We start from the raw sequence: 22,110 nt of genomic DNA, 5'->3' as shown, positions 1-22,110 counted from the left end.
CGTTTCTGTTTCTGGGTCACAAGCGACGTTCATTGCCGCGGGTCGTAATGCACGAATTGCTCCTGCAGCGTTTCATAGGCTTTCCGCTGCGCATCGTTCTCTGCCAGCGGCACCCTGATCGACACTTCCACCAACTGGTCGCCCGGAGCCGGACCCGGCAAGCCACGCCCTTTCAGGCGCAGCTTGCGGCCCGATTGCGTGCCGGCCGGGATGCGCAGGTCCACCGTGCCCGCCAGGGTCGGCACCGGCACCGTCGCGCCCAGCGCAGCCTCCCACGGGCTGACCGGCAGCACGTGCAGCACGTTGCGGCCGTCCAGCTTGAAGCGCGCGTCATCGCGAATACCCACCTCCAGCATCAGGTCGCCATTCGGACCACCGCCTCCACCAGGGTGCCCCTGGCCGCTGAGCCGGATTACCTGGCCCGGCTGGATACCGGCCGGAATCTTCACTTCCAGCACGCGTTCCTGGCCGCTGCCGTCATCCAGGTTCAGGCGCGTGCGACCACCACTGAAAGCGGTCTGCAGGTCGATCTGCACCTGGGCGCGGATATCGCGGCCACGGCGCGCGCGTGGCGCATGGCGCCCGCCCGCACCGGCGCGACCGAACAGGCTTTCGAAGAAGTCGCTGAAGTCGCCCTCGCCGGTATCGCCGAAATCAAATCCCTGCCCTTGGCCCCAGTTCGGCGGGGGACGGAACTGCTCGCCCGGACGGTATCCGCCTGCGCGCAGTTGATCGTAGGCGCGACGCTTTTCGCCATCGCGCAGCACTTCATTGGCTTCGTTGATCGCCTTGAATTTCTCTTCCGCGCCGGCTTCCTTGTTCTTGTCCGGATGGTATTTGCGCGCAAGCTTGCGATAAGCCGCCTTGATATCGGCTTCGCTGGCATCGGGCTTCACGCCCAGTACGTCGTAATAGTCTTTGAATTCCACTGCCACTCCTCAAACAGGATGGATCGAGCAGCACTGCCCGATGCTCATGTCTGCCCATCACTTCGGCCCAACACAAAGGGCCCGCCGCGGATCATGGTCCGCGGCGAGCCGTCAACGCAACATGGAGCGATGCGTGCTTACTGCGTGTTGATGGTAATGCGGCGCGGCGCTTTTTCCGCCTTCTTCGGAATCACGATTTCCAGCACGCCATGCCTGCCGGTGGCGCTGATGCTGTCGGCGTCGGCGCTATCGGGCAAGGCAAAGCGGCGGTGGAAGCTGCCGTGCGTGCGCTCCACGCGGGTGAAGCGACCGTTCTGTTCCTGCTTCTCGACCGTGCGCTCACCCTTGATGGTGAGAATGCCCTTTTCCATGCTTACTTCGATGTTGGCCGGATCCACGCCGGGTACGTCGGCAAAGATCACGAAGCGCTGCTCTTCTTCCTTGATGTCCACGCGTGGCGCCCATTGGCTGGTGACCACGCTGGAACCGTCGCTTTCTTCATTCTGGAAGAAACGCTCAAAAGCCTGGCGGAAATCGGCCGGCAACGTGCTGGCGCTCCAGAAGGTATTTCGGCTGGGATGCATAGCTGTATTCCTCAAAATAGTTGCGGTGCGTTCACCGCTTGTCAGCCACATAGGTTCCTTCCCGAGACGTTTCAAGGCGACAGGCGGGCAGATCCGGCGATACCATGCCGGACGTTGTCACGCCTTCAGTGGATACCCTTATGACCATTCAAACTGGGCAAGCTCTACCAGACATGCCGATCGCAGTAATCGACGGCGACGCCGACATCCAGCGCATCACCACGGCTCCGCTTTTTGCCGATCGCAAGGTAGTGCTGTTCGGGGTGCCTGGCGCCTTCACGCCCACATGCTCGGAACGCCATCTGCCTGGCTACGTCAGGCACTACGAGGCGTTCAAAACGCACGGTGTCGACGTCTACTGCCTGGCGGTGAACGATGCCTACGTGATGAAAGCCTGGGCGCTGTCCCAGCACGTGCCGGCCGGACTCAAACTGCTGGCTGACGGCAACGCCGCATTCACTCGAGCACTCGGGCTGGAGATGGACGGCACTGCTTACGGTATGGGCGTGCGCTCACGCCGTTTTTCACTGTATGCAGAAAACGGCGTCGTGAAATCGCTGCATATCGAATCGCCCGGCGAGCTGCGCGTGACGACGGCCGAGGCGATGCTCGAAACGCTCCCTCAGTAATTCCTACAAAACTACGAGCGTTAGATCACATCAACTGAAAGAAATCTCCTACAGATTAGACGCCAGGGCGTCATTGTCGACCCGGTAACTCGGCCATGCCCAGCCGGCACGCGCACGGAGGCGCCAACACGTCTACCGGGCGTGCTGGAGATTCCTCGTGAAATATCACAACGTGTGCATGCCACTGCTGGTGGCATGTCTTTTGTCATCGACGACACAAGCTTCTTCAACACCGGCACATGCGGCCAGATCCGGAAGCGGGGGCGTTATCACCTTTACTGGCTCGATCACGCAGCCCACTGTTGTGCCGGTGACAGCGGCAATGCCCACGCAGGCCGATCCGTCAACGAAGACCACCGTTGAATTCATATCCGAAGCGCAACCGCGTTTAGCCAGCGATCTGTTGGACTACTACGCCCAGTACGCCAAACCAGGCGCCAAGCTCGTCAGCGTGGACTATCAATAACATTGCGCCTCTGTCGGCATAGTGAGTGCCAAACGAAAAAAGCCTCGGAAGGAACCGAGGCTTTTTTCGTGGTACCGAATTTATTCGCTCGGCGGTGTATCGACTGACGTATCCGTCGGTGCATCTGGTGTAGGTGCTTCGCCTTCAGCTGTTTCGGCGTCATCTCCGTTGCTTTCGTCCGCATCCACGCGCACCACGCTGACCAACGCTTCCTCCGCTGGCAGGCGAATAAGCGTCACGCCCTGGGTGTTGCGGCCAAGCTGCGACACCTCCATTGCGCGCGTGCGCACCAGCGTGCCCTGGTTGGAAATCAGGATCAGCTCATGCGTGTCGCCCACCTGGATGGCAGCGACCAGCGCGCCATTGCGCTCGGAACACTGGATGCCGATCACACCTTGCGTGCCGCGGCCCTTCTTCGGGAATTCGCCAAGCTCAGTGCGCTTGCCGTAGCCGCGTTCGGTGGCGGTGAGAATGTCACCTTCCTGCGCCACCACCAGCGAGACGACCTTCGCCTCATCGGTAAGCTTCATGCCGCGCACGCCGGTGGCGGTACGGCCCATCGGACGCACTTCGCTTTCGTCGAAGCGCACGACCTTGCCGTTCGAGGCGAACAACAACACATCACTGTTGCCGTCGGTGAGCACCACGCCGACCAGCGCGTCGCCGTCATCCAGGTTGATGGCGATCTTGCCCTTCTGCAGCTGATATTCGAATTCGGTAAGCGGTGTTTTCTTCACCGTGCCTTGCGAAGTCGCGAAGAATACGTAGCGATCGGCGCTGTACTCATGCACCGGCAATACGGCTTGCACCTTCTCGCCTTCGGCCAGCGGCAACAGGTTCACCATCGGTTTGCCGCGCGCGTTCGGGCCGGCGTCCGGCATCTGGTACACCTTGACCCAATAGACACGGCCGGTGCTGGTGAACGTGAGCAACGTGTCGTGCGTGTTCACCACCCACAACTGCTCGACGAAATCTTCTTCTTTCAAGGCTGACGCCGAGCGACCCTTGCCGCCGCGGCGCTGCGCGCGATAGATGCTGATCGGCTGACGCTTGACGTACCCGGCGTGCGACAGCGTGACTACGACGTCTTCCGGCGCGATCAGGTCGAGAACGTTGAGGTCTTCCTGCGAAGGCTGGATTTCGGTACGGCGCGCGTCGCCGTATTCGGTCTTGATCACTTCCAATTCGTCGCGGATCACGGCGAGCAGGCGCACGGGATCTTCCAGGATCAGGATGAGACCGCGAATGGTTTCGAGGATTTCCCGGTATTCATCGGAGATCTTTTCCTGCTCCAACCCGGTGAGGCGGTGCAGGCGCATGGCCAGGATTTCCTGCGCCTGCGTTTCGGAAAGCTGGTAACCATCGGGCTTCAAGCCATCACGCGGATCCAGATCTTCCGGCCGCGAAGCTTCCGCGCCTGCCGCGCCCATCAGCGCGGACACCAGGCCCGGCTGCCACTTGCGCGCGAGCATGCGTTCCTTCGCTTCCTGCGGCGAGGCGGAGGTCTTGATCAGCTCGATCATCTCGTCGATGTTGGCGAGCGCGACGGCCAGGCCTTCCAAAATGTGTGCGCGTGCACGTGCCTTGCGCAGTTCGAAAATCGTGCGACGCGTGACCACTTCGCGACGATGGCGAATGAACGCTTCGAGGATTTCCTTGAGGTTGAGCGTGCGCGGCTGGCCATCGACCAGCGCCACCATGTTGATGCCGAACGTAACCTGCAATTGCGTTTGCTGGAACAGGTTGTTGAGCACCACGTCGGCCATTGAATCGCGACGGATTTCGATGACGATGCGCATGCCGTCCTTGTCGGATTCGTCGCGCAGTTCGGAGATGCCTTCGAGGCGCTTCTCTTTCACCAGCTCGGCGATCTTCTCGATCAGGCGAGCCTTGTTCACCTGATACGGCAGCTCGTGGACGATGATCGTCTCGCGGCCGTTGGATTCGGTTTCGATCTCGGTACGCGCACGCACCAGAATGCGGCCGCGACCGGTGCGGTAGGCTTCGACGATGCCCGCTGCACCATTGATGATGCCGGCAGTGGGAAAATCCGGCCCCTGCACGTGCTGCATCAGGTCGTCGATCGAGAGCGACGAATCGTCGATCAGCGCGATGGTTGCCGCGATCACTTCGCTGAGATTGTGCGGCGGCACGTTGGTCGCCATGCCCACCGCGATACCGGCCGAGCCGTTGATCAGCAGGTTGGGAACGCGCGTGGGCAGAACGGAGGGTTCGAGTTCCTTCTCGTCGTAGTTCGGTACGAAGTCGACGGTTTCCTTGTCGATATCGGCCAGCAGTTCGGAAGACAGGCGCTCCATGCGGCATTCGGTGTAACGCATCGCCGCGGCGGCATCGCCGTCGATCGAACCGAAATTGCCTTGCCCGTCGACCAGCGGATAACGCAGCGAGAAATCCTGCGCCATGCGCACGAGCGCGTCGTAGATGGAGCTGTCCCCGTGCGGATGGAATTTACCCATCACGTCACCGACGATGCGGGCGCACTTTACGTAAGGACGGTTCCAGACATTGTTGGCCTCATACATGCCGAACAACACGCGGCGATGTACGGGCTTCAGGCCATCGCGGACATCCGGGAGGGCGCGTCCCACGATCACGCTCATGGCGTAATCGAGGTAGCTTTGGCGCATTTCGTCTTCGATATTGACGCGGATGACTTCTTTGGCGAGATCTGCCATCAATCGGCTTCCCTGGTAGCAAATAAGAGCCCCGAGACAGGCGCGCCGGGCGCGTGTCTGCGAGGGTCAGGCGGTAAGCGGGAATTGTACCACAGCGGCACCTGAAAAGGCTTAAATTTAGCCTTTTCAATCAATAGGTTACTAGCCAGTTTTGGCGCGCCGAAAAAGCAGCATGCGGGCGCTCACGAAATTGACCACGGCAGCGAAAACCGAGCCCACGCCGACCGCGAACACGGGCCACTTGTGCCAGCTCGGAAATGCCATCAGACAGGCGACGTAGGCAGCGTAATTCACTGCCGCGCCGCCGCTCATCAATGCCATCCAGTGCAGCCATTCGCCCGTCAGCGAACGCCCGCTATGGCGCGCTGCAAAGGTATGGCTACGGTTCCACCACCACGTCACCGTGGCGGCAACCAGGAAAGAAATCACTCGGCCGACATAAGGATTGAAGTGCGCGAAAGTGACCAGCGTCTGCACGATGCCGGCATCGACGACGAAGCCGATCGCTCCACCGATCGCAAACAACATCACTTCATGGCGCAGCCTCATGCGGCGAATACAGCTCGCATGCGTTCGAGGGTGGGATGTTCGATCACACCGCGCTCGGTGACGATGGCATCGATCAGCGAAGCGGGCGTGACGTCGAACACCGGATTCCAGGCTTGCGCACCGTCGACCACCGTGCGGCGGCCGGCAACGCTGAGCAGTTCCGCGGCATCACGCAATTCGATATCGATGCCATCGCCCGAGGCCGTCGCCATGTCCACGGTGGAGGAAGGTGCGACCACCATGAACTTCACACCATGGTGGCGCGCGGCGATGGCGAGCTGATAGGTGCCGATCTTGTTGGCGGTATCACCGTTGGCGGCAATGCGATCGGCGCCGACGATGACCCATTTCACCGCGCCGGACTTCATCAGGTGCGACGCTGCGGAATCGGCGATCAACTTGGCAGGAATACCGTCGCGCACCAGTTCCCACATGGTGAGCCGCGCACCCTGCTGCCAGGGGCGTGTTTCGCCGGCAAACACCTGATTAACGCGGCCAGCCGCGACGCCCGCGCGAATCACGCCCAACGCCGTGCCGTAGCCGGAGGTGGCCAGCGAACCGGTGTTGCAGTGAGTCATCACGCCGGAGCCTGGAGCGATCAGGGCCGCACCCAATTCACCCATATGACGGTTGGCGGCGAGATCTTCATCCTGGATGAGCTGCGCTTCGCGCTCCAGAGCGACCGCATCGACGCCTGCCGTCATGTGCGCCTTCATGCGATCAAGCGCCCACATCAGGTTGACCGCGGTAGGCCGTGCTGCGCGAAGTTCCGCCAACGCCTGTTCCATCGGCGCGCCCTGCTGCGCAGCAAGCACCACGCCCCAGGCAGCAGCAATGCCGATGGCCGGCGCGCCGCGCACGGCCAGATCCTTGATGGCATGGATGACAGCCGTGTAGTCGCGGCAATCCAGCCATTTTTCCTCGGCGGGCAGCAAGCGCTGATCCAGCAGGCGGAGATGGTCGCCACGCCATTGCACGGCGCGGATGGTGTCGTGAGCGGATGCGAGATTAGTCATCGCCGTAGTTTAGCAGCAATGATTCGGCTGACCGTTTCGAGCAAACGCGTAGGTTGGGGTGCGAACCCCAACATCCCATACGCACTGGCATTCCGATGTTGGGGTTTGCACCCCAACCTGCCCATTACGCGCTGCGCTGGCGCAACCACTGATGAATCGACGGCGCCACTTCGCGCTGCGCGCGGCCGGACACGTAGATGCCGATATGCCCACCTTTGAAGGCCAGCTCGGTGTAATCGGTCGTGCCGACGTGACGTTGCAGCGCACGTGAGGCATCCGGTGGCACGAGGTGATCCTGCGTAGCGTAGATGTTGAGCACCGGCTGGGTCACCATGCCCAGATCCACCGGCTGCTTGCCGATCTGCAGATCGCCATTGATCAACTTGTTTTGCTGGAAGAACGCCTTGATGAATTCACGGAACGCTTCGCCGGCCTGATCGGGCGAGTCGAAGATCCAGCGTTCCATGCGCAGGAAATTTTTCAGCTCTGCGGGATTGTCGAGAATGTCGACCATGCTGACGTATTTCTGCTGATTCAAGCGCAGCGGCTTGAGCATCAGGTACACCCAGTTCATCAGTTCCGCCGGGATGTTGCCCAGCGTATCGACGAACAAATCCACATCCATGCCCTGCACCCAATGCGAAAGCATGTTGCCGGGCGTGCGGAAATCCACCGGCGTCACCATGGTGACCAGGTTCTTGACCTTCTCCGGGTGCATGGCGGTATAGCACAGCGAGAATGTGCCGCCCTGGCAGATGCCGAGCAGGTTGATCGCATCCAGACCGTGGCGCTGGCAGATCGCATCGACGGCACGGTCGAGATAGCCATTGAGGTAGTCATCCAGCGTGAGCCAGCGGTCCGCGCCGTCCGGATAACCCCAGTCGATCAGATAGACGTCTTCGCCCTGTTCCAGCAGATTGCGGACCAGCGAGCGATCTTCCTGCAGATCCGTCATCCACACCGTGTTGACCAGCGCGTACACGACGAGGACCGGCACGCGTGCAGTGGGTTTGTGGTTGCCCCGCATGTGCCAGACGGTGAGCTTGTCTTCGCGATACACCGCTTCGCGCGGTGTGTTGGCGTAGTCCTGTTCGCCCAGGCCACGCAGGTTCTGCAGTCCGGCGGCAAGCTTGCGCTGGAAGACGGCGATTTCGTTGAAAGCTTGCTGCGGATCGATAGGGAAAGGATTCTGCATGCTGGTTCCTTACTTCCGCTTGCCGGCGGCGGAGCGCGTGGCTTTCGTGCGTTGCGAAGGGGTTTTGCCGTTTTCGCCGCTGCGCTTGCGCTCGATCGGATGCACCTTGGCAGCCTTGCTTGCTGCGAGCTCATGCTTCAGCGAAGCGATTTCGGCCTGCAGCGAATCGACCAGGGACGCATCCGCCGCTAACTCAACCTGTCCTCGCGCCTTCAGTTCGCGCCGCAGTTCTTGCACGCGCTTGCCAAGGCTGTTCACTTCGCTGCGCGTGGGGATACCGAGTTCACGACATACTTGTTCGGTATGTTGTTGCTGCAGCTTGCGCACCTGCATCTGCGCATTCACCAGCGCGCCGAACACATCGCGGTATTCCTCCGAAAGCGCCATTTCGGCATAGGCGTCTTCCATTGCATCCACCCACAGGTCGTAAAGCGCCTTGAGGGATTCGACCTGCTTGCCGGGCTCACCATGCTGACCCAGCATCGCCTGCAATTTAGCGATGCCTTGCGCATTCACTTTCTGCAGCAATGCCTGGTAGCGCGCGCTGATCTGGGCGTATTCCTGCATGGCCGCTTGCAGGGCCTGCTGATCAAGCTGGAATTCGCGGGTGATGCCGAACGTCGCCATTTGGCTGTTCGGCATGCCCGCCGCCATGCCGGCTTGCTGCATGGCTTGCAGCCAGGCCTGCCATTGATGCTCCATGCCAAAGGCGGAGGCGCTATCGATGCCCGCGACGGCTTGCTGAAAAGGTTGTGTAAAGGCGGAAAGAAACGACTGCATGGCGGCTGGTTGCTGCCATGGATTGCTCTGCTGCCCCAATCCCGCTCCCGTGGCGGCCTGTTGCAGCCAGTTGCCGTAGGCCTGAAGGCTGGCGAGGCTACGCGTGAGCAGGTCGTGCTGCGGCATGGCCGCTGTTCCCATGCCCATCCCCATACCGAAAGGATTTGGCTGGCCCGGCTGCTGCTGTTGCAGATAACGCATCCAGGCATCCCAGGATTGCTGTGCGAAAGCCTGGTAGTCCTTCATGAAATCATTCGCCTGGTCGTGCATGCCTGCATCCTCGAGGTGAAGCGCGGATCGTATCAAATACGAGCTTTCGAAAATGAAAACGCCCGGCTATGGAACCGGGCGTCTTCGATGGATCAGCTTGTCAGAAAAGCGCTCACACGTTCGCGCTTTCGTCTTCGGCAACCGCCTTCATGGACAGGCGGATACGGCCCTGCTTGTCCACTTCCAGCACCTTCACCTTGACGATGTCGCCTTCCTTGAGTTTGTCGGAGACCTTTTCGACGCGCTCGTTGGAAATCTGCGACACGTGCACCAGGCCATCTTTGCCCGGCAGGATCGTCACGAACGCACCGAAGTCCATCAACTTGGCAACCTTGCCTTCGTAGATGCGGCCCGGCTCCACGTCGGAGACGATCTGGTCGATGCGCTTGCGCGCTTCTTCCGCGGCCATGCGGTTGACCGAGGCGATCACCACGGTGCCGTCGTCGCTGATGTCGATGGTGGTACCGGTTTCTTCGGTGATGGCACGGATGGTGGCGCCACCCTTGCCGATCACTTCGCGGATCTTGTCCGGATGGATCTTGATGGTGAGCAGGCGCGGAGCGTATTCGCTCATTTCCGCGCGCGGCTGGCTGATCACCTTGGCCATTTCGCCCAGGATGTGCAGGCGACCACGCTTTGCCTGCTCCAGCGCCAGCTTCATGATCTCTTCGGTGATGCCCTCGATCTTGATGTCCATCTGCAGCGCGGACACGCCATCGGCGCTACCGGCCACCTTGAAGTCCATGTCGCCGAGGTGGTCTTCGTCGCCCAGGATGTCGGAGAGCACGACGAAGTCGTTGCCTTCCTTCACCAGGCCCATGGCGATACCCGCCACCGGAGCCTTGAGCGGCACGCCGGCGTCCATCAGGGCGAGCGAGGAACCGCACACCGACGCCATCGAGGAAGAACCGTTCGACTCGGTGATTTCAGACACCACGCGCAGCACATACGGGAATTCTTCCATCGCCGGCTTCACCGCCTGCACGCCGCGCTTGGCGAGACGGCCATGGCCGATTTCGCGACGCTTCGGCGCGCCGAAGCGGCCAGCTTCACCGACCGAGAACGGCGGGAAGTTGTAGTGGAACAGAAACGGATCCTTCGACTCGCCTTCCGGCGCATCGATGATCTGCGCGTCACGCGCGGTACCCAGTGTGGCCACGACCAGTGCCTGGGTTTCGCCGCGGGTGAACAGCGCCGAGCCGTGGGTACGCGGCAGCACGCCTACGCGCACGGAGATCGGGCGGATATCGTCCAGGTTGCGGCCGTCGATACGCACCTTGGTCTTCAGCACGCCGTCGCGCATGGTGCGGTATTCGATTTCAGCAAAGGCGTTGCTGATGTCGAGGTCGGACCAGCCGTGCGAGGCGGCGGTTTCAGCGATACCGGTCTTGATGTCGCTCTTCAGCGCGGCAATGGCGTCGCGACGCTCCAGCTTGTCGCGGATCGCGAAAGCCTTTTCCAGGCGATCGCCGAGGATGCCCTGGATGTCGTTGAACAGCGCATCATTGCGTGCGGGGGCCTCCCACTTGAACGGCTTGCGGCCGGCTTCGGCGACGAAGGCGTTAATGGCATTGATCACCACCTGCATCTGCTTGTGGCCGTGCACCACGGCGCCCAGCATCACTTCTTCGCTGAGCAGCTTGGCTTCGGATTCCACCATCAGCACGGCGTTGGCCGTACCAGCGACGACCAGATCCAGATCGGAGGTCTTCAGCTCGGTAACGGTCGGGTTCAGCAGATACTGGCCGTTGGCATAGCCCACGCGCGCGGCGCCGATCGGACCCTTGAACGGGATGCCGGCCAGGCTCAGCGCAGCAGACGCGCCGATCATCGAGGCGATATCACCGTCGATTTCCGGATTGAGCGAGATCACCTGGGCGATGATCTGCACTTCGTTCTTGAACTCTTCCGGGAAGAGCGGGCGGACCGGACGGTCGATCAGGCGCGAGGTGAGCGTTTCCTTCTCGGTCGGACGACCTTCGCGCTTGAAGAAACCCCCGGGGATGCGGCCGGCGGAGTAGAACTTCTCGACGTAGTCGACGGTGAGCGGGAAGAAGTCCTGCCCGTCTTTCGCCTTGGTAGCGGCGACCACGGTGACCAGCACCACGGTACCGCCCATGCTGACCATGACGGCGCCCGAAGCCTGGCGGGCGATTTCGCCCGTCTCCAGTGTGACTTCGTGATTACCGTACTGGAATGACTTGGTTACTTTCGCCACTTTGGGTGTCCTCGTCCGATCAGCGACGCAGGCCAAGGCGCTCAATGAGGCTCTGATAGCGAGCCAAATCGCGGTCCTTGAGATAGCCGAGCAAGCGTTTGCGCTGGTTAACCAGCTTCAGCAGACCACGACGGGAGTGATGATCCTGCTTATGCGTCTTGAAATGATCGGTGAGGTGTTCGATGCGGGCGGAAAGCAGGGCGACCTGCACTTCCGTGGAACCGGTGTCGTTCGGCGCGTGGCCGAAGTCAGCAATGATCTTGCTGGACTGTTCTACAGAGAGGGACATGTGTGTCTTCCTTAAAAAAACAGGTGCGGAACTTGCGCAACGTCACCGCCCGGTGACGTTGCGCAAGCTCCGACAGGTTGAGAGAAAGTTCTGAATCAAGCGGGTTATTGTACCGAGGGCCGGTGGATTGCAACAAGACCATCACATAACACGTTAAATGGCGGCAGGCAGATTGAAACCACGGAGAATGCGAATCCGGCCCTGTTCGTCGCAGTCCACTAGCGCCAGCAGGCGTCCATCAGGGGCGAAAGCCGCCGAATACGCGCGCGGCTGCGCGGCCGGCCACTCAATCTGGCGCCCTTGTGAGACGGCCTGACCCGCGGTGGCATCCAGGTACAGTGCCGGCAGGTCGGCCACCCCTGCCGACAGCGGCAGGACCAGCCGGTCCACGCTGTCGCCGCCCTGCTCGGCTGCTTCGCGCAGCTCATCCATGGTCACCATGACCGGGGCACGGAAAGGCTCCACCCACAGCCGGCGCAACGCGCTGAGATGAGCGCCGCAGCCCAGCTTTTCGCCAAGGTCCACGGCCAGGCTGCGCACGTAGGTGCCGGAACCGCACTCCACATGCAGCGACAGGGTATTTTCCGTGCGGGAAACCAGTTCCAGGCGATGGATATCCACCTCCCGCGGCGGCGCCTCCACGGTTTCGCCACGGCGCGCCTTGAGGTAAAGCGGCTCCCCTCCCTGCTTGAGTGCCGAGTACACCGGCGGCACCTGAACGATCCTGCCCCGCAGCGTTGCCAGGGCAGCTTCGAGGGTGGCCTCGTCCAGCGCCGGCACCGGCCGTTGCTCCAGTACCTCGCCCTCGAGATCGGCAGTGGTCGTGGTAACACCCAGGCGGCATTCGGCCAGGTACGCCTTGCGCGAGCCGAGCAGGTTGCCGGCGATCTTGGTGGCCTCGCCGAAACACAGCGGCAGCAAGCCTGTCGCCAACGGATCGAGCGCGCCGGTATGGCCGCCCTTGGCCGCGCGCAGGATGGCGATCGCCATCTGCAATGCCTTGTTGGAACTCATGCCCAGCGGCTTGTCGAGCAACAGGATGCCGTGCAGGTCACGGGCATCGGGACGATGGCGGCGACGGCTCATGGTGTGCAGTAGTCAGCCCCTCCAAGGTGGAGAGAGGCATCAATCTTCGCTGCGATCCGCTTCTTGCGCAGGATTCTGACGCAAGAGCTGATCGATCCGCTCGCCCTTGTCCACCGAGTCGTCGTACTTGAAGCGCAGTTCCGGTACGCGGCGGATACGCATCGAGCGCGACAAGGAACGGCGAAATTCCATGGCCAGTTCGTTGAGCGCCTTTACCGCTTCTTTGGACTGCTGCGGCAGCAGCGCGGTGACCCACACGGTTGCCCAGTCCAGATCGCGCGTGACTTCCACGTCCGACACGCTGCACGATGGCAGGCCGTGATCGCGGACGGCGGCATGCACCAGGGTGCCCAACTCACGGCGGAGTTCGGCGCCTACACGGTCGGTGCGTTTGAAGTCGCGGGATGGCATGTTTTGGAAGCCGGAAATCGTCAATCGGGCATGGTTTGCAGGTTGGGTTAGCGCAGCGTAACCCAACAGATTCGAGTCGAAAGCGTTGGGTTACGCTGCGCTAACCCAACCTACGCCCCCTCTCCCTGAGGAGAGAGGGCTATTGCGTGGACTAGAGCGTGCGGGCAACTTCGATACGCTCGAAGCACTCGATCTGGTCACCCACTTTCACGTCGTTGTACTGCTTCACGGCGATACCGCATTCCATGCCGGCACGCACTTCGTCCACGAGATCCTTGAAGCGGCGCAGCGATTCCAGTTCGCCCTGGAAGATCACGGTGTTGTTGCGCAGCACGCGGATCGGCTTGCTGCGCTTGACCATGCCTTCGGTGACCATGCAGCCGGCCACGGCGCCGAACTTGGAACTGCGGAACACATCGCGCACCTGAGCGATGCCGATGATTTCCTCGCGCACTTCCACGCCCAGCAGACCCGATGCCGCCTGCTTCACCTGATCGATCACGTCATAGATGATCGAGAAGTAGCGGACGTCCAGACCGGCCGTATCGATCACCTTGCGCGCCGAAGCGTCCGCGCGCACGTTGAAGCCGATGATCAGCGCCTTCGATGCTGCTGCCAGCGTGGCGTCGGATTCGGTGATGCCGCCGACACCGGCCGCAATCACGTTCACCTTCACGTTCTCGTTGCCGATCTGGCTGAGTGAATCGCGCAGAGCCTGCACGGAGCCCTGTACGTCGGCCTTGACCAGGATATTGAGCGTCTGCTGCTCGGTCGCCTGGCCCATCTGCGCCATGATGTCTTCCAGGCGGTTGGCCTTGCTGACCATGCGCGTCTCGCGCCGCTTGAGCTGACGTTCTGCCGCCACTTCGCGGGCCAGGCGCTCGTCGGCCACAGCGACGAAATCGTCGCCCGCTTCCGGCACGCCGGACAAGCCGAGCACCTGCACCGGAATCGAAGGGCCGGCTTCCTGCACGGTCTTGCCGGTCTCGTCGATCAGCGCGCGCATGCGGCCGTATTCGACGCCGCAGACCACGAAGTCACCGCGCTTGAGCGTACCTTGCTGTACCAGGACGGTCGCCACCGGACCACGGCCGCGATCGAGGCTCGATTCGATCACCACGCCCGAAGCCGGGCCATCTTCGACCGCCGTCAGCTCCATAACTTCGGCCTGCACCGAAATGGCATCGAGCAAGGCGTCCACGCCCATGCCGGTCTTGGCCGATACCGGGATGAACGGCGTATCGCCACCCCACTCTTCCGGGATCACCTCGAGATTACCGAGGCCTTGCTTGACGTGATCCGGATTGGCGTCGGACTTGTCCATTTTGTTGATCGCGACGATCAGCGGCACCTTGGCCGCGCGCGCATGCTGCACGGCTTCCTGCGTCTGCGGCATGACGCCGTCGTCAGCGGCCACCACCAGCACCACGATGTCAGTGGATTGTGCACCGCGTGCACGCATTGCCGTGAAGGCAGCATGGCCTGGTGTATCCAGGAAGGTGATCACGCCCTTCGGCGTCGTCACGTGATACGCACCAATGTGCTGGGTGATGCCACCGGCTTCGCCAGCCGCCACCTTGGTGCGGCGGATGTAGTCGAGCAGCGAGGTCTTGCCGTGATCGACGTGGCCCATGATGGTGACCACCGGTGGACGCGGTGTGCGCTCGCCTTCCAGCTCGGCGCTTTGCGTGTGCGCAGCCAACGCGGCTTCGGCGCCCTGCTCGCTGGCTTCCACGGCTTTGTGGCCGAGTTCTTCCACCACCAGCATGGCGGTATCGCGATCGATGGTCTGGTTGATGGTGGCCATCACGCCCATCTTGAAGAGGGCCTTGACCACTTCGGAGCCCTTGACCGCCATCTTCTGCGCGAGCTCGGCGACCACGTTGGCATCGCTCACCACGACCTCACGCACCACCGGCGCGGTTGGCTTGGAGAAGCCGTGCGCACCGGCAGACGGCGCGCCGCCGCGCGGCGCTTCACGCACTGCAGACTTGTTCGCCTTGCCACGCTTGGAGCGGCGCGCGCGATCGGCATCAGACAGATGCAGTTCGCCAGCGGCGAAGCGCTTGCCACCGGCCCCGTCTTCACGATCGCGGAAACCGCCACCGTGCTTGGTCTTGCCGCGGTCGGCGCCGCTGCTCGGCGCAGGGGCCGGCGCGGGGGCGGGGGCTGGCGCGGGCGCTGCCACCACGGGTTTCTTCTCACGCTTACGCGGTTCATGGATGCGCGGCAGGATCATGCCCAGGGAGGTGGGATCGATGCGCTGCACGGCCGGGGATTCGGCCACTTTTTCTTCCTCGGGTTTAACCACCGGCTCGGGAATACGTGCCGGCTCTTGGTGTTCTTCGACAGGCTGGGCTTGTTGCTGCGGCTGCTGTGCAGCGGCCTGTGCCTCGGCGGCTGCTTGTGTAGCTGCTTCTTCCTGACGTGCGCGTTCGGCCGCTTCGGCTTCACGGCGCGCCGCTTCTTCTTCAGCGCGCTGACGCGCTTCTTCCTGGCGCCGATGCTCGGCTTCGACGCGCTCGTGTTCTTCGTGCTCGCGTTGCTGCTGCGACTCTTGCAGCCGGCGCAGCGCTTCTTCGCGCTCGGTATCCGTGCTTGCTTCTTCGGCAATCACGCTGCGCTTGACGTAGGTGCGCTTGGCGCGCACTTCCACGTTCACCGTCTTGGCGCTGGAGGTACCGCGGCCACCCGGCGTGGACACCTTCAGTTCGCTGATCTTGCGGCGCTTGAGTGTGATCTGTCGCGGCGAGGAATCCTCGGCTTCGACGGTGGCATCTGCCTTGCCGTGCGTGCGGCGCAGAAAGCCCAGCAGCTTCACCTTCTCGGTGCTGCTGATGACCTGCTCCGGGTTCGAGAATTTCATGCCGGCTTCGCCGAGCTGCGTCAGCAGACGGTCGACGGGCATGCCCAGAACCTGAGCGAGTTGTTTGATTGTGACGTCCGACATCGTGATTCTTTCTCCGCCGTTCCCGCGCTTATCGTCCGTACAAAAACCTGGCTACTAAGGCATGTTCTTGCACGGCCACCTCCGTCCTTGGTGGAGACCTCATCGGTCTCCCGGCGCGCCCATCCGGGACGCTGCCGCCCGCGGTTAGCCGCCCTTCTCCAGCCGCGCAATCATCGGCGCACGTGCCGCCATGATGAGTGCCGCAGCACGATCTTCGTCCATGCCGTCGATGTCGATCATGTCGTCGACCGCGAGATCGGCCAGATCGTCCATCGTGACGACACCGCGCTCAGCCAGCGCGTAAGCCGTCGCTTCGTCCATGCCGTCCATGTTCAGCAGTTCTTCGGAAGGCTGGTGTTCGTCGAGGTTTTCCTCGACAGCCAGCGCTTCGGTCAGCAGCGAGTCGCGGGCGCGGGCACGCAGCTCTTCGACGATGTCCTCGTCGAAGCCTTCGATAGCCAGCAGTTCCGCGCTCGGCACGTAGGCAATTTCTTCGACGCTGGAGAAGCCTTCCTGCACCAGGATGTTGGCGATTTCCTGGTCCACTTCCAGCTTGTCCATGAACAGCTGGCGGGCGGATTCCTGCTCGGCCTCGCTCTTGGCGGCGACCTGGTCCTGGGTCATCACGTTGAGCTGCCAGCCGGTGAGCTTGCTGGCCAGGCGCACGTTCTGGCCGCCGCGGCCGATGGCCTGGGACAGCTTGTCCTCGGCAACTGCAATGTCCATCGAGTGCTTGTCTTCATCCATGATGATGGATTGCACTTCGGCCGGCGCCATGGCGTTGATCACATACTGGGCCTGGTTCTCGTGCCACAGGATGATGTCCACGCGCTCGCCGTTGAGCTCGTTCGACACCGCCTGCACGCGCGAGCCGCGCATGCCGATGCAGGCGCCGATGGGATCGGTACGGCTATCGTGCGCCACCACGGCGATCTTGGCGCGATCACCCGGATCGCGGGCGCAACCCTTGATCTCGACCAGGCCCTGGCCCACCTCCGGCACTTCGAGCTTGAACAGCTCGATCATGAATTCCGGCGCGGCGCGCGATACAAACAACTGCGGACCGCGTGCTTCGGATTTCACTTCAAACAAATAACCACGCACGCGGTCACCGACGCGGTGCGATTCACGCGGGATGGTCTTGTCACGCGGAATAAAGGCTTCGGCATTGCCGCCGAGGTCGAGGTAGACGTTGCCGCGCTCGACGCGCTTGACGATGCCGGTAACCAGTTCACCCACGCGATCCTTGAACGCATCGACCACCTGCTGGCGCTCGGCTTCGCGCACGCGTTGCACGATCACCTGCTTGGCGGCCTGCGCTGCAATGCGGCCGAATTCGGCGTTTTCAATCTGCTGCTCGATGAATTCGCCGATCTGCGCACCGGAGCGCTCGTCTTCGGCATCCATCAGGCGCAGTTGGCGGAACGGGGATTCCATCTCGCCGTCATCAGCGATGACTTCCCAGCGACGGAAGGTTTCATAGTCACCCGAATTGCGATCGATGGTGACGCGGATATCCGGGTCTTCATCCGGATAACGCTTTTTCGCGGCCGACGCCAACGCGGCTTCCATCGCCTGGAAGATCACGTCGCGCGACACGCCTTTTTCGTTGGCAACCGCATCTACGACCAGCAAAAGTTCTTTGCTCATTGAAACCACTCCGTGAACGCTGTCCAGCGTTCCATCACAGATTGACCTTAGTTCTACCCTTTCTTCTTGCCCGGCTTGCGACCGCCGGGTTTGGGCTGCGGCACGTAACCGAGCGCTGCCCAATCCGGCACGATGCGGGCACTTTCCACCGCATCGTGCTCGAACTGAAATACTTTGCCTTCCGCTTCCAGACGGATCTGCTCGCCTTCCACCGAAACGATCTTGCCGCGCAGACGGCGGCGTCCGTCTAATGGCGCCTTCAACAGAACCTTCACTTCCTGCCCGGTCACCTTGGCGAACTGTGCAGTGGTAAACAGCGGGCGATCGATACCCGGCGAGGACACTTCCAGCACGTAATGACCGGGAACGGGATCTTCAACGTCGAGCAGCGCCGATAGTTCGCGGCTAGCCGCCTCGCAATCGTCGAGGGTGACCTCTCGCCCTTCGGCATCGATATAGACGCGCAGCGTGCTTTGTCCCTGTGAAGGGCTGAATTCCACACCGATGCATTCCAGCTGGAGATCCGCCAAAACGTCAGTGAAGCGTTGTGCTAGCGCCTGTGTGTCCAATCTCTCGATACCGTTGCCGGAAACAAAAAATGGGCTCTGACGGCCCATTCCCTTACCTTGCCGATGTCCCGCTCTACCAGAGCCTTTCCGTGCGCCCCAAGTCGGTGATTATGACCCGACACGACGCATACGCATCCTTGCGCCCAACAAAAAAGCCTCGCGAGGAGGCTTTCTTGTCCAAGAAAGATCTGGTCGCCTGCCGATTCGCGCCTGTATAACGCGCTTCTGACCGCTACAGAGTTTGGAAAGTATACGTAACAGAACGGTGCAACGCAATGATTTATCGCCCTTCCCAGCGCGCAAACAAGCTATCGCTGTCATCAGGCGCGGATTTTTCGGAGACATAAAAAAAGCCGGCGATCTTGAAGATCACCGGCTTTCTGATGCGATAAATATGGTAGCGGGGGTAGGATTCGAACCTACGACCTTCGGGTTATGAGCCCGACGAGCTGCCAGACTGCTCCACCCCGCATCAGAGTCCGAGAATGTTAGCGACTTGGCCGAATTCTTGCAAGACCATGACCGCTATTTTTCTCTTTCGCGGGAAGAAATTTTTCTCTCAACCCACAAATGCCTGCTTGCACCAGCTGAGCAGCGGGCCCCAGTACAAGCCAAGTCCCAGCAGTACCAGCGCATTCAGCGACAGCACCAGGCGCAGCGTGAAATCGGGCTGGATGCGCACTTCGGTGCCGACTTCCGGCTTGTCGAAGTACATCACCTTCACCACGCGCAAGTAGTAGTACAGGCCGATGATGGCGAACACGGCCCCCACGATCGCCAGCCACAACATGCCGGCGTGGATCGCAGCCTGCAGCACCAGCAGCTTGGCGAAGAAGCCGAACAGCGGCGGCACGCCAGCCAGCGAGAACAGCGCGAGCATCATCAGGAACGCCATCCACGGTGCGCGCTGGTTGAGACCCTTGAAGTCATCGATGTTGTCGCACTCGAAACCGGCGCGGCTCAGCGCAAGGATCACGCCGAAGGCTGCGGTGGACATGAGCGCATAGCTCACTGCGTAGAACATGGCGGCGGAATAGCCTTCCGGACCTGCATTGACCAAGCCAAGCAGCAGATAACCCATGTGCGAAATGGTCGAATACGCAAGCAGGCGCTTGAGGTTGCTCTGCACGATGGCCACGATGTTGCCGATGGCCAACGACAGCACCGCGAGCGCAGCCAGCATGATCTGCCAGTGCTGCGAGAAATCACCCATGCCGGTCGCAAGCAGGCGGAACGCCATGCCGAACGCGGCGAGCTTGGACGCCGAACCGATGAACGCGGTCACCGCCGTGGGCGAGCCTTCGTAGACGTCCGGAATCCACATGTGGAACGGCGCCACGCCAAGCTTGAACGCCACGCCGATCACCAGAAACACCAGGCCGAAGATCAGCAGATGCGGCATTGCACTGTGCGGGATGGCTTCATGCAGCTGCGCCAGACCCAGCGTACCGGTGGCGCCATAGATCATCGACATGCCATACAGCAGCAGACCCGACGACAACGCACCCAGCACGAAATACTTGATGGCGGCCTCGGACGACAGGCTGGAATCGCGGTTCAGCGCCACCAGTGCGTACGACGACAGCGTCAGCAGTTCCAGGCCGAGGTAGATCATCACCAGACTGCCGGCCGATACCAGCAGCATCACGCCGATCACCGCGAACAGCATGAGCGTGTAGAACTCGCCCACGAACAGCTTGCGATCGACCATGTAGGGACGGCCGTAGATAAAGACCAGGATGGTTGAGAGAATCGCGAACAGTTTGAGGATCGTGCTCAGTCCGTCGCGAATGAACATGCCGCCGAACGCGGTGACTGCGCCCTCGGGCTGGTAGCGCAGTACCAGGTAGCCGGTCACCACCAGCACGCCGATGGAGAGCCAGTGCAGGTACACGCGCTCGGCCGGTTTCATGAAAGCGTCGGCCAGCAGGAGAACGCACGCCGCGGCCACCAGAAAGAATTCCGGCAGCATGATGAGAATGTCGTTGATAGTCGGCATGGTCGTTCTCTTAGACCTTGTGAATGGCCAGTACTTGCACGAGCTGGTTCACCGAGGTGTTCATCAGGTGGGTCAGCGGTTCCGGCCACACGCCGATGATCAGCGTCAACGCGGCGAACGCGCCCAGCACCAGCCACTCGCGTCCGTTGATGTCCTTCATCTCGGCCACGTGCGGATTGGTCACTTCGCCCCACAGCACGCGCTTGACCAGCCACAACGTGTACGCCGCGCCGATGATGAGCGTGAAGGCGGCAAACAGCGCGATCCACGGATTGGCGCTGAAGCTGGCCAGGATCACCATGAATTCGCCCACGAATCCGCTGGTTCCCGGCAAGCCGCAGTTGGCCATGGCGAAAAACACGTAGAAGAGGCCGAACCACGGCATCACATTGATCACGCCGCCGTAGTCCTTGATCAGGCGGGTGTGCAGGCGGTCATACAGCACGCCGATGCACGAGAACATCGCGCCCGAGACGAAGCCGTGCGAGATCATCTGCACCATCGCGCCCTGCATGCCCAGACGTGCGGCATCGGTATTGCCCTGGTCGCGCACTAGCATGAAGGCAATGAAGATACCCAGGGTCACGAAGCCCATGTGCGCCACGGACGAGTACGCCACCAGCTTCTTCATATCTTCCTGCACGAGTGCCACGTAGCCGATATAGACCACGGCGATCAGGCTGAGCAGGATCACGATCCACGCAAATTGATGCGAGGCATCCGGCACGATCGGCAAGCTGAAACGCAGGAAGCCGTATCCGCCGATCTTCAGCATCACTGCCGCCAGCACCACCGAACCACCGGTAGGTGCTTCCACGTGCGCGTCCGGCAACCATGTGTGCACCGGCACCATCGGCACCTTCACCGCAAAGGCGATCAGGAAGGCGAAGAACAGCCAGCTCTGCTCCGTCAGCGACAACGGCAGTGCCTGCAACGCGTGCAGATCCCACGTGCCTGCCTTCAGATACAGGTAGATCAGGCCGATCAGCATGAAGATCGAGCCGAAGAACGTGTAGATGAAGAACTTCAGGGTGGCGTAGACGCGACGCGGACCGCCCCAGATACCGATGAGGATGAACATCGGGATCAGCATCGCCTCAAAGAAGGCATAGAACAGCAACGCGTCGGTGGCGCAGAACACGCCGATCATCAGGCCTTCGAGCACCAGCATGGCGGCCATGTACTGGTGCGGCTTGTCCTGGATCACTTCCCAGGCACCGATGATCACCAGGATGCCCACGAAGGTGGTCAGCAGGATCAGTGCAACGGAAATACCGTCGACGCCGAGGCCGTAGTGGACGTTGAGCGCTTCGATCCACACATGGCTTTCGACCAGCTGCATCCCGGAGACATCAGCGTTGTACTGCGGGATGAGGAACAGGCTGATGGCGAACGTGAGGATGGCCATCAACAGGGAGATCCAGCGCGCCGCGTTGGGACGACCGGAGCCGGCCAGCAACACGGGCACCGCGCCAACGATGGGCAGCCAGATCAGCAGGCTGAGCAAGTGATTGAACATGGAGCTCGATTCCCTTTAGTGCCCGACCAGCCAATACCCGCCCAGAAGCAGGATCAGGCCGAGGATCATCGCAAACGCATAGTGATACAGATAACCGGACTGCACGCGGCGTACGCCCGCGGCGATACGCTGGATCAGGCTGGCCGAACCATCGATCAGCACGCCGTCGATCACGGCCGCATCGCCACCCTTCCAGAACATGCGACCCAGCTTCACGCCACCACGGGCGAAGATCGCGAAGTAGATGTCATCGACCCAGTATTTGCGGTCGAGGATGACCCAGAACGGCTTGAGCGCGGATTTGA

General features: G+C 61.5%; 18 protein-coding genes, 1 tRNA gene and 1 pseudogene. 2 read left to right on the top strand and 18 right to left on the bottom strand.

Annotation, left to right across the window (positions count from 1 at the left end; translation table 11 throughout):
- Nucleotides 1-29 precede the first annotated feature (29 nt).
- Together VJR68_RS21585 and VJR68_RS21580 are read right to left on the bottom strand one after the other, a co-directional pair.
- A complete protein-coding gene (locus tag VJR68_RS21585) occupies nucleotides 30-929 on the bottom strand; it encodes a DnaJ C-terminal domain-containing protein (RefSeq protein ID WP_324150951.1) in 900 nt (299 codons plus the stop codon).
- A gap of 137 nt (nucleotides 930-1,066) precedes the next feature.
- The gene (locus tag VJR68_RS21580; protein ID WP_324150949.1) at nucleotides 1,067-1,513 is read right to left on the bottom strand and encodes an Hsp20/alpha crystallin family protein; all 447 of its coding nucleotides are present in this window, start codon (nucleotides 1,511-1,513) and stop codon (nucleotides 1,067-1,069) included.
- A gap of 104 nt (nucleotides 1,514-1,617) precedes the next feature.
- Here VJR68_RS21580 and VJR68_RS21575 point away from each other — a divergent pair, with 104 nt between their 5' ends.
- Nucleotides 1,618-2,142: a peroxiredoxin gene (locus tag VJR68_RS21575; RefSeq protein WP_324150947.1), complete on the top strand. Its 525-nt coding sequence runs from the start codon at nucleotides 1,618-1,620 to the stop codon at nucleotides 2,140-2,142.
- 157 nt (nucleotides 2,143-2,299) lie between these two features.
- Nucleotides 2,300-2,608, top strand: a complete 309-nt coding sequence (locus VJR68_RS21570) for a hypothetical protein (protein ID WP_324150945.1) — start codon at nucleotides 2,300-2,302, stop codon at nucleotides 2,606-2,608.
- 80 nt (nucleotides 2,609-2,688) lie between these two features.
- Here the strand turns inward: VJR68_RS21570 and gyrA are convergent, their stop codons facing one another.
- The 16 genes and pseudogenes from gyrA to VJR68_RS21490 form a co-directional block, all read right to left on the bottom strand.
- The gene (gene gyrA, locus VJR68_RS21565) at nucleotides 2,689-5,304 is read right to left on the bottom strand and encodes a DNA gyrase subunit A (protein WP_324150943.1); all 2,616 of its coding nucleotides are present in this window, start codon (nucleotides 5,302-5,304) and stop codon (nucleotides 2,689-2,691) included.
- A gap of 141 nt (nucleotides 5,305-5,445) precedes the next feature.
- Nucleotides 5,446-5,853: a GtrA family protein gene (locus VJR68_RS21560; RefSeq protein ID WP_324150941.1), complete on the bottom strand. Its 408-nt coding sequence runs from the start codon at nucleotides 5,851-5,853 to the stop codon at nucleotides 5,446-5,448.
- Nucleotides 5,850-6,869, bottom strand: a complete 1,020-nt coding sequence (gene mtnA, locus VJR68_RS21555) for an S-methyl-5-thioribose-1-phosphate isomerase (protein ID WP_324150940.1) — start codon at nucleotides 6,867-6,869, stop codon at nucleotides 5,850-5,852. Before mtnA ends, VJR68_RS21560 begins: the two co-directional genes overlap by 4 nt.
- Nucleotides 6,870-6,993: 124 nt before the next feature.
- Nucleotides 6,994-8,064, bottom strand: coding sequence for a class III poly(R)-hydroxyalkanoic acid synthase subunit PhaC (locus VJR68_RS21550; protein ID WP_324150938.1), 1,071 nt, complete (start codon nucleotides 8,062-8,064; stop codon nucleotides 6,994-6,996).
- 9 nt (nucleotides 8,065-8,073) lie between these two features.
- Nucleotides 8,074-9,114, bottom strand: coding sequence for a poly(R)-hydroxyalkanoic acid synthase subunit PhaE (locus tag VJR68_RS21545; RefSeq protein ID WP_324150937.1), 1,041 nt, complete (start codon nucleotides 9,112-9,114; stop codon nucleotides 8,074-8,076).
- A gap of 112 nt (nucleotides 9,115-9,226) precedes the next feature.
- Nucleotides 9,227-11,332 carry a polyribonucleotide nucleotidyltransferase gene (pnp, locus tag VJR68_RS21540; RefSeq protein ID WP_324150936.1) on the bottom strand — a complete coding sequence of 702 codons (2,106 nt, stop codon included), beginning with the start codon at nucleotides 11,330-11,332 and terminating at the stop codon, nucleotides 9,227-9,229.
- Between the two features lie 19 nt (nucleotides 11,333-11,351).
- Nucleotides 11,352-11,621 (bottom strand): 30S ribosomal protein S15, encoded by a 270-nt coding sequence (rpsO, locus tag VJR68_RS21535; RefSeq protein ID WP_324150934.1) that lies wholly within the window; start codon nucleotides 11,619-11,621, stop codon nucleotides 11,352-11,354.
- Between the two features lie 153 nt (nucleotides 11,622-11,774).
- Nucleotides 11,775-12,707 carry a tRNA pseudouridine(55) synthase TruB gene (gene truB / locus VJR68_RS21530; protein WP_324150933.1) on the bottom strand — a complete coding sequence of 311 codons (933 nt, stop codon included), beginning with the start codon at nucleotides 12,705-12,707 and terminating at the stop codon, nucleotides 11,775-11,777.
- Nucleotides 12,708-12,746: 39 nt separating this feature from the next.
- Nucleotides 12,747-13,118: a 30S ribosome-binding factor RbfA gene (gene rbfA / locus VJR68_RS21525; RefSeq protein WP_324150931.1), complete on the bottom strand. Its 372-nt coding sequence runs from the start codon at nucleotides 13,116-13,118 to the stop codon at nucleotides 12,747-12,749.
- Between the two features lie 151 nt (nucleotides 13,119-13,269).
- A complete protein-coding gene (infB, locus tag VJR68_RS21520; RefSeq protein ID WP_324150930.1) occupies nucleotides 13,270-16,068 on the bottom strand; it encodes a translation initiation factor IF-2 in 2,799 nt (932 codons plus the stop codon).
- 144 nt (nucleotides 16,069-16,212) lie between these two features.
- The gene (gene nusA, locus VJR68_RS21515; protein ID WP_324150928.1) at nucleotides 16,213-17,718 is read right to left on the bottom strand and encodes a transcription termination factor NusA; all 1,506 of its coding nucleotides are present in this window, start codon (nucleotides 17,716-17,718) and stop codon (nucleotides 16,213-16,215) included.
- A 53-nt stretch (nucleotides 17,719-17,771) separates the two neighbouring features.
- Entirely contained in the window at nucleotides 17,772-18,287 is a 516-nt protein-coding gene (gene rimP, locus VJR68_RS21510; protein ID WP_324150975.1) for a ribosome maturation factor RimP, read from the bottom strand.
- 395 nt (nucleotides 18,288-18,682) lie between these two features.
- Nucleotides 18,683-18,759, bottom strand: a tRNA-Met gene (locus tag VJR68_RS21505).
- Between the two features lie 87 nt (nucleotides 18,760-18,846).
- Nucleotides 18,847-20,286 carry an NADH-quinone oxidoreductase subunit NuoN gene (nuoN, locus tag VJR68_RS21500; protein ID WP_324150926.1) on the bottom strand — a complete coding sequence of 480 codons (1,440 nt, stop codon included), beginning with the start codon at nucleotides 20,284-20,286 and terminating at the stop codon, nucleotides 18,847-18,849.
- A gap of 10 nt (nucleotides 20,287-20,296) precedes the next feature.
- Complete coding sequence (locus tag VJR68_RS21495; protein ID WP_324150925.1) at nucleotides 20,297-21,805, bottom strand: NADH-quinone oxidoreductase subunit M; 1,509 nt, start codon at nucleotides 21,803-21,805, stop codon at nucleotides 20,297-20,299.
- Nucleotides 21,806-21,820: 15 nt separating this feature from the next.
- Nucleotides 21,821-22,110: pseudogene (locus tag VJR68_RS21490) on the bottom strand (NADH-quinone oxidoreductase subunit L); the annotation flags it as partial.

Origin of the sequence: Dyella sp., assembly GCF_035277725.1 — a bacterium.
GTDB lineage: Bacteria > Pseudomonadota > Gammaproteobacteria > Xanthomonadales > Rhodanobacteraceae > Dyella_B.
Note: the sequence above shows the minus strand (reverse complement) of the source record. Positions and strands in the feature narration are given on the sequence as shown.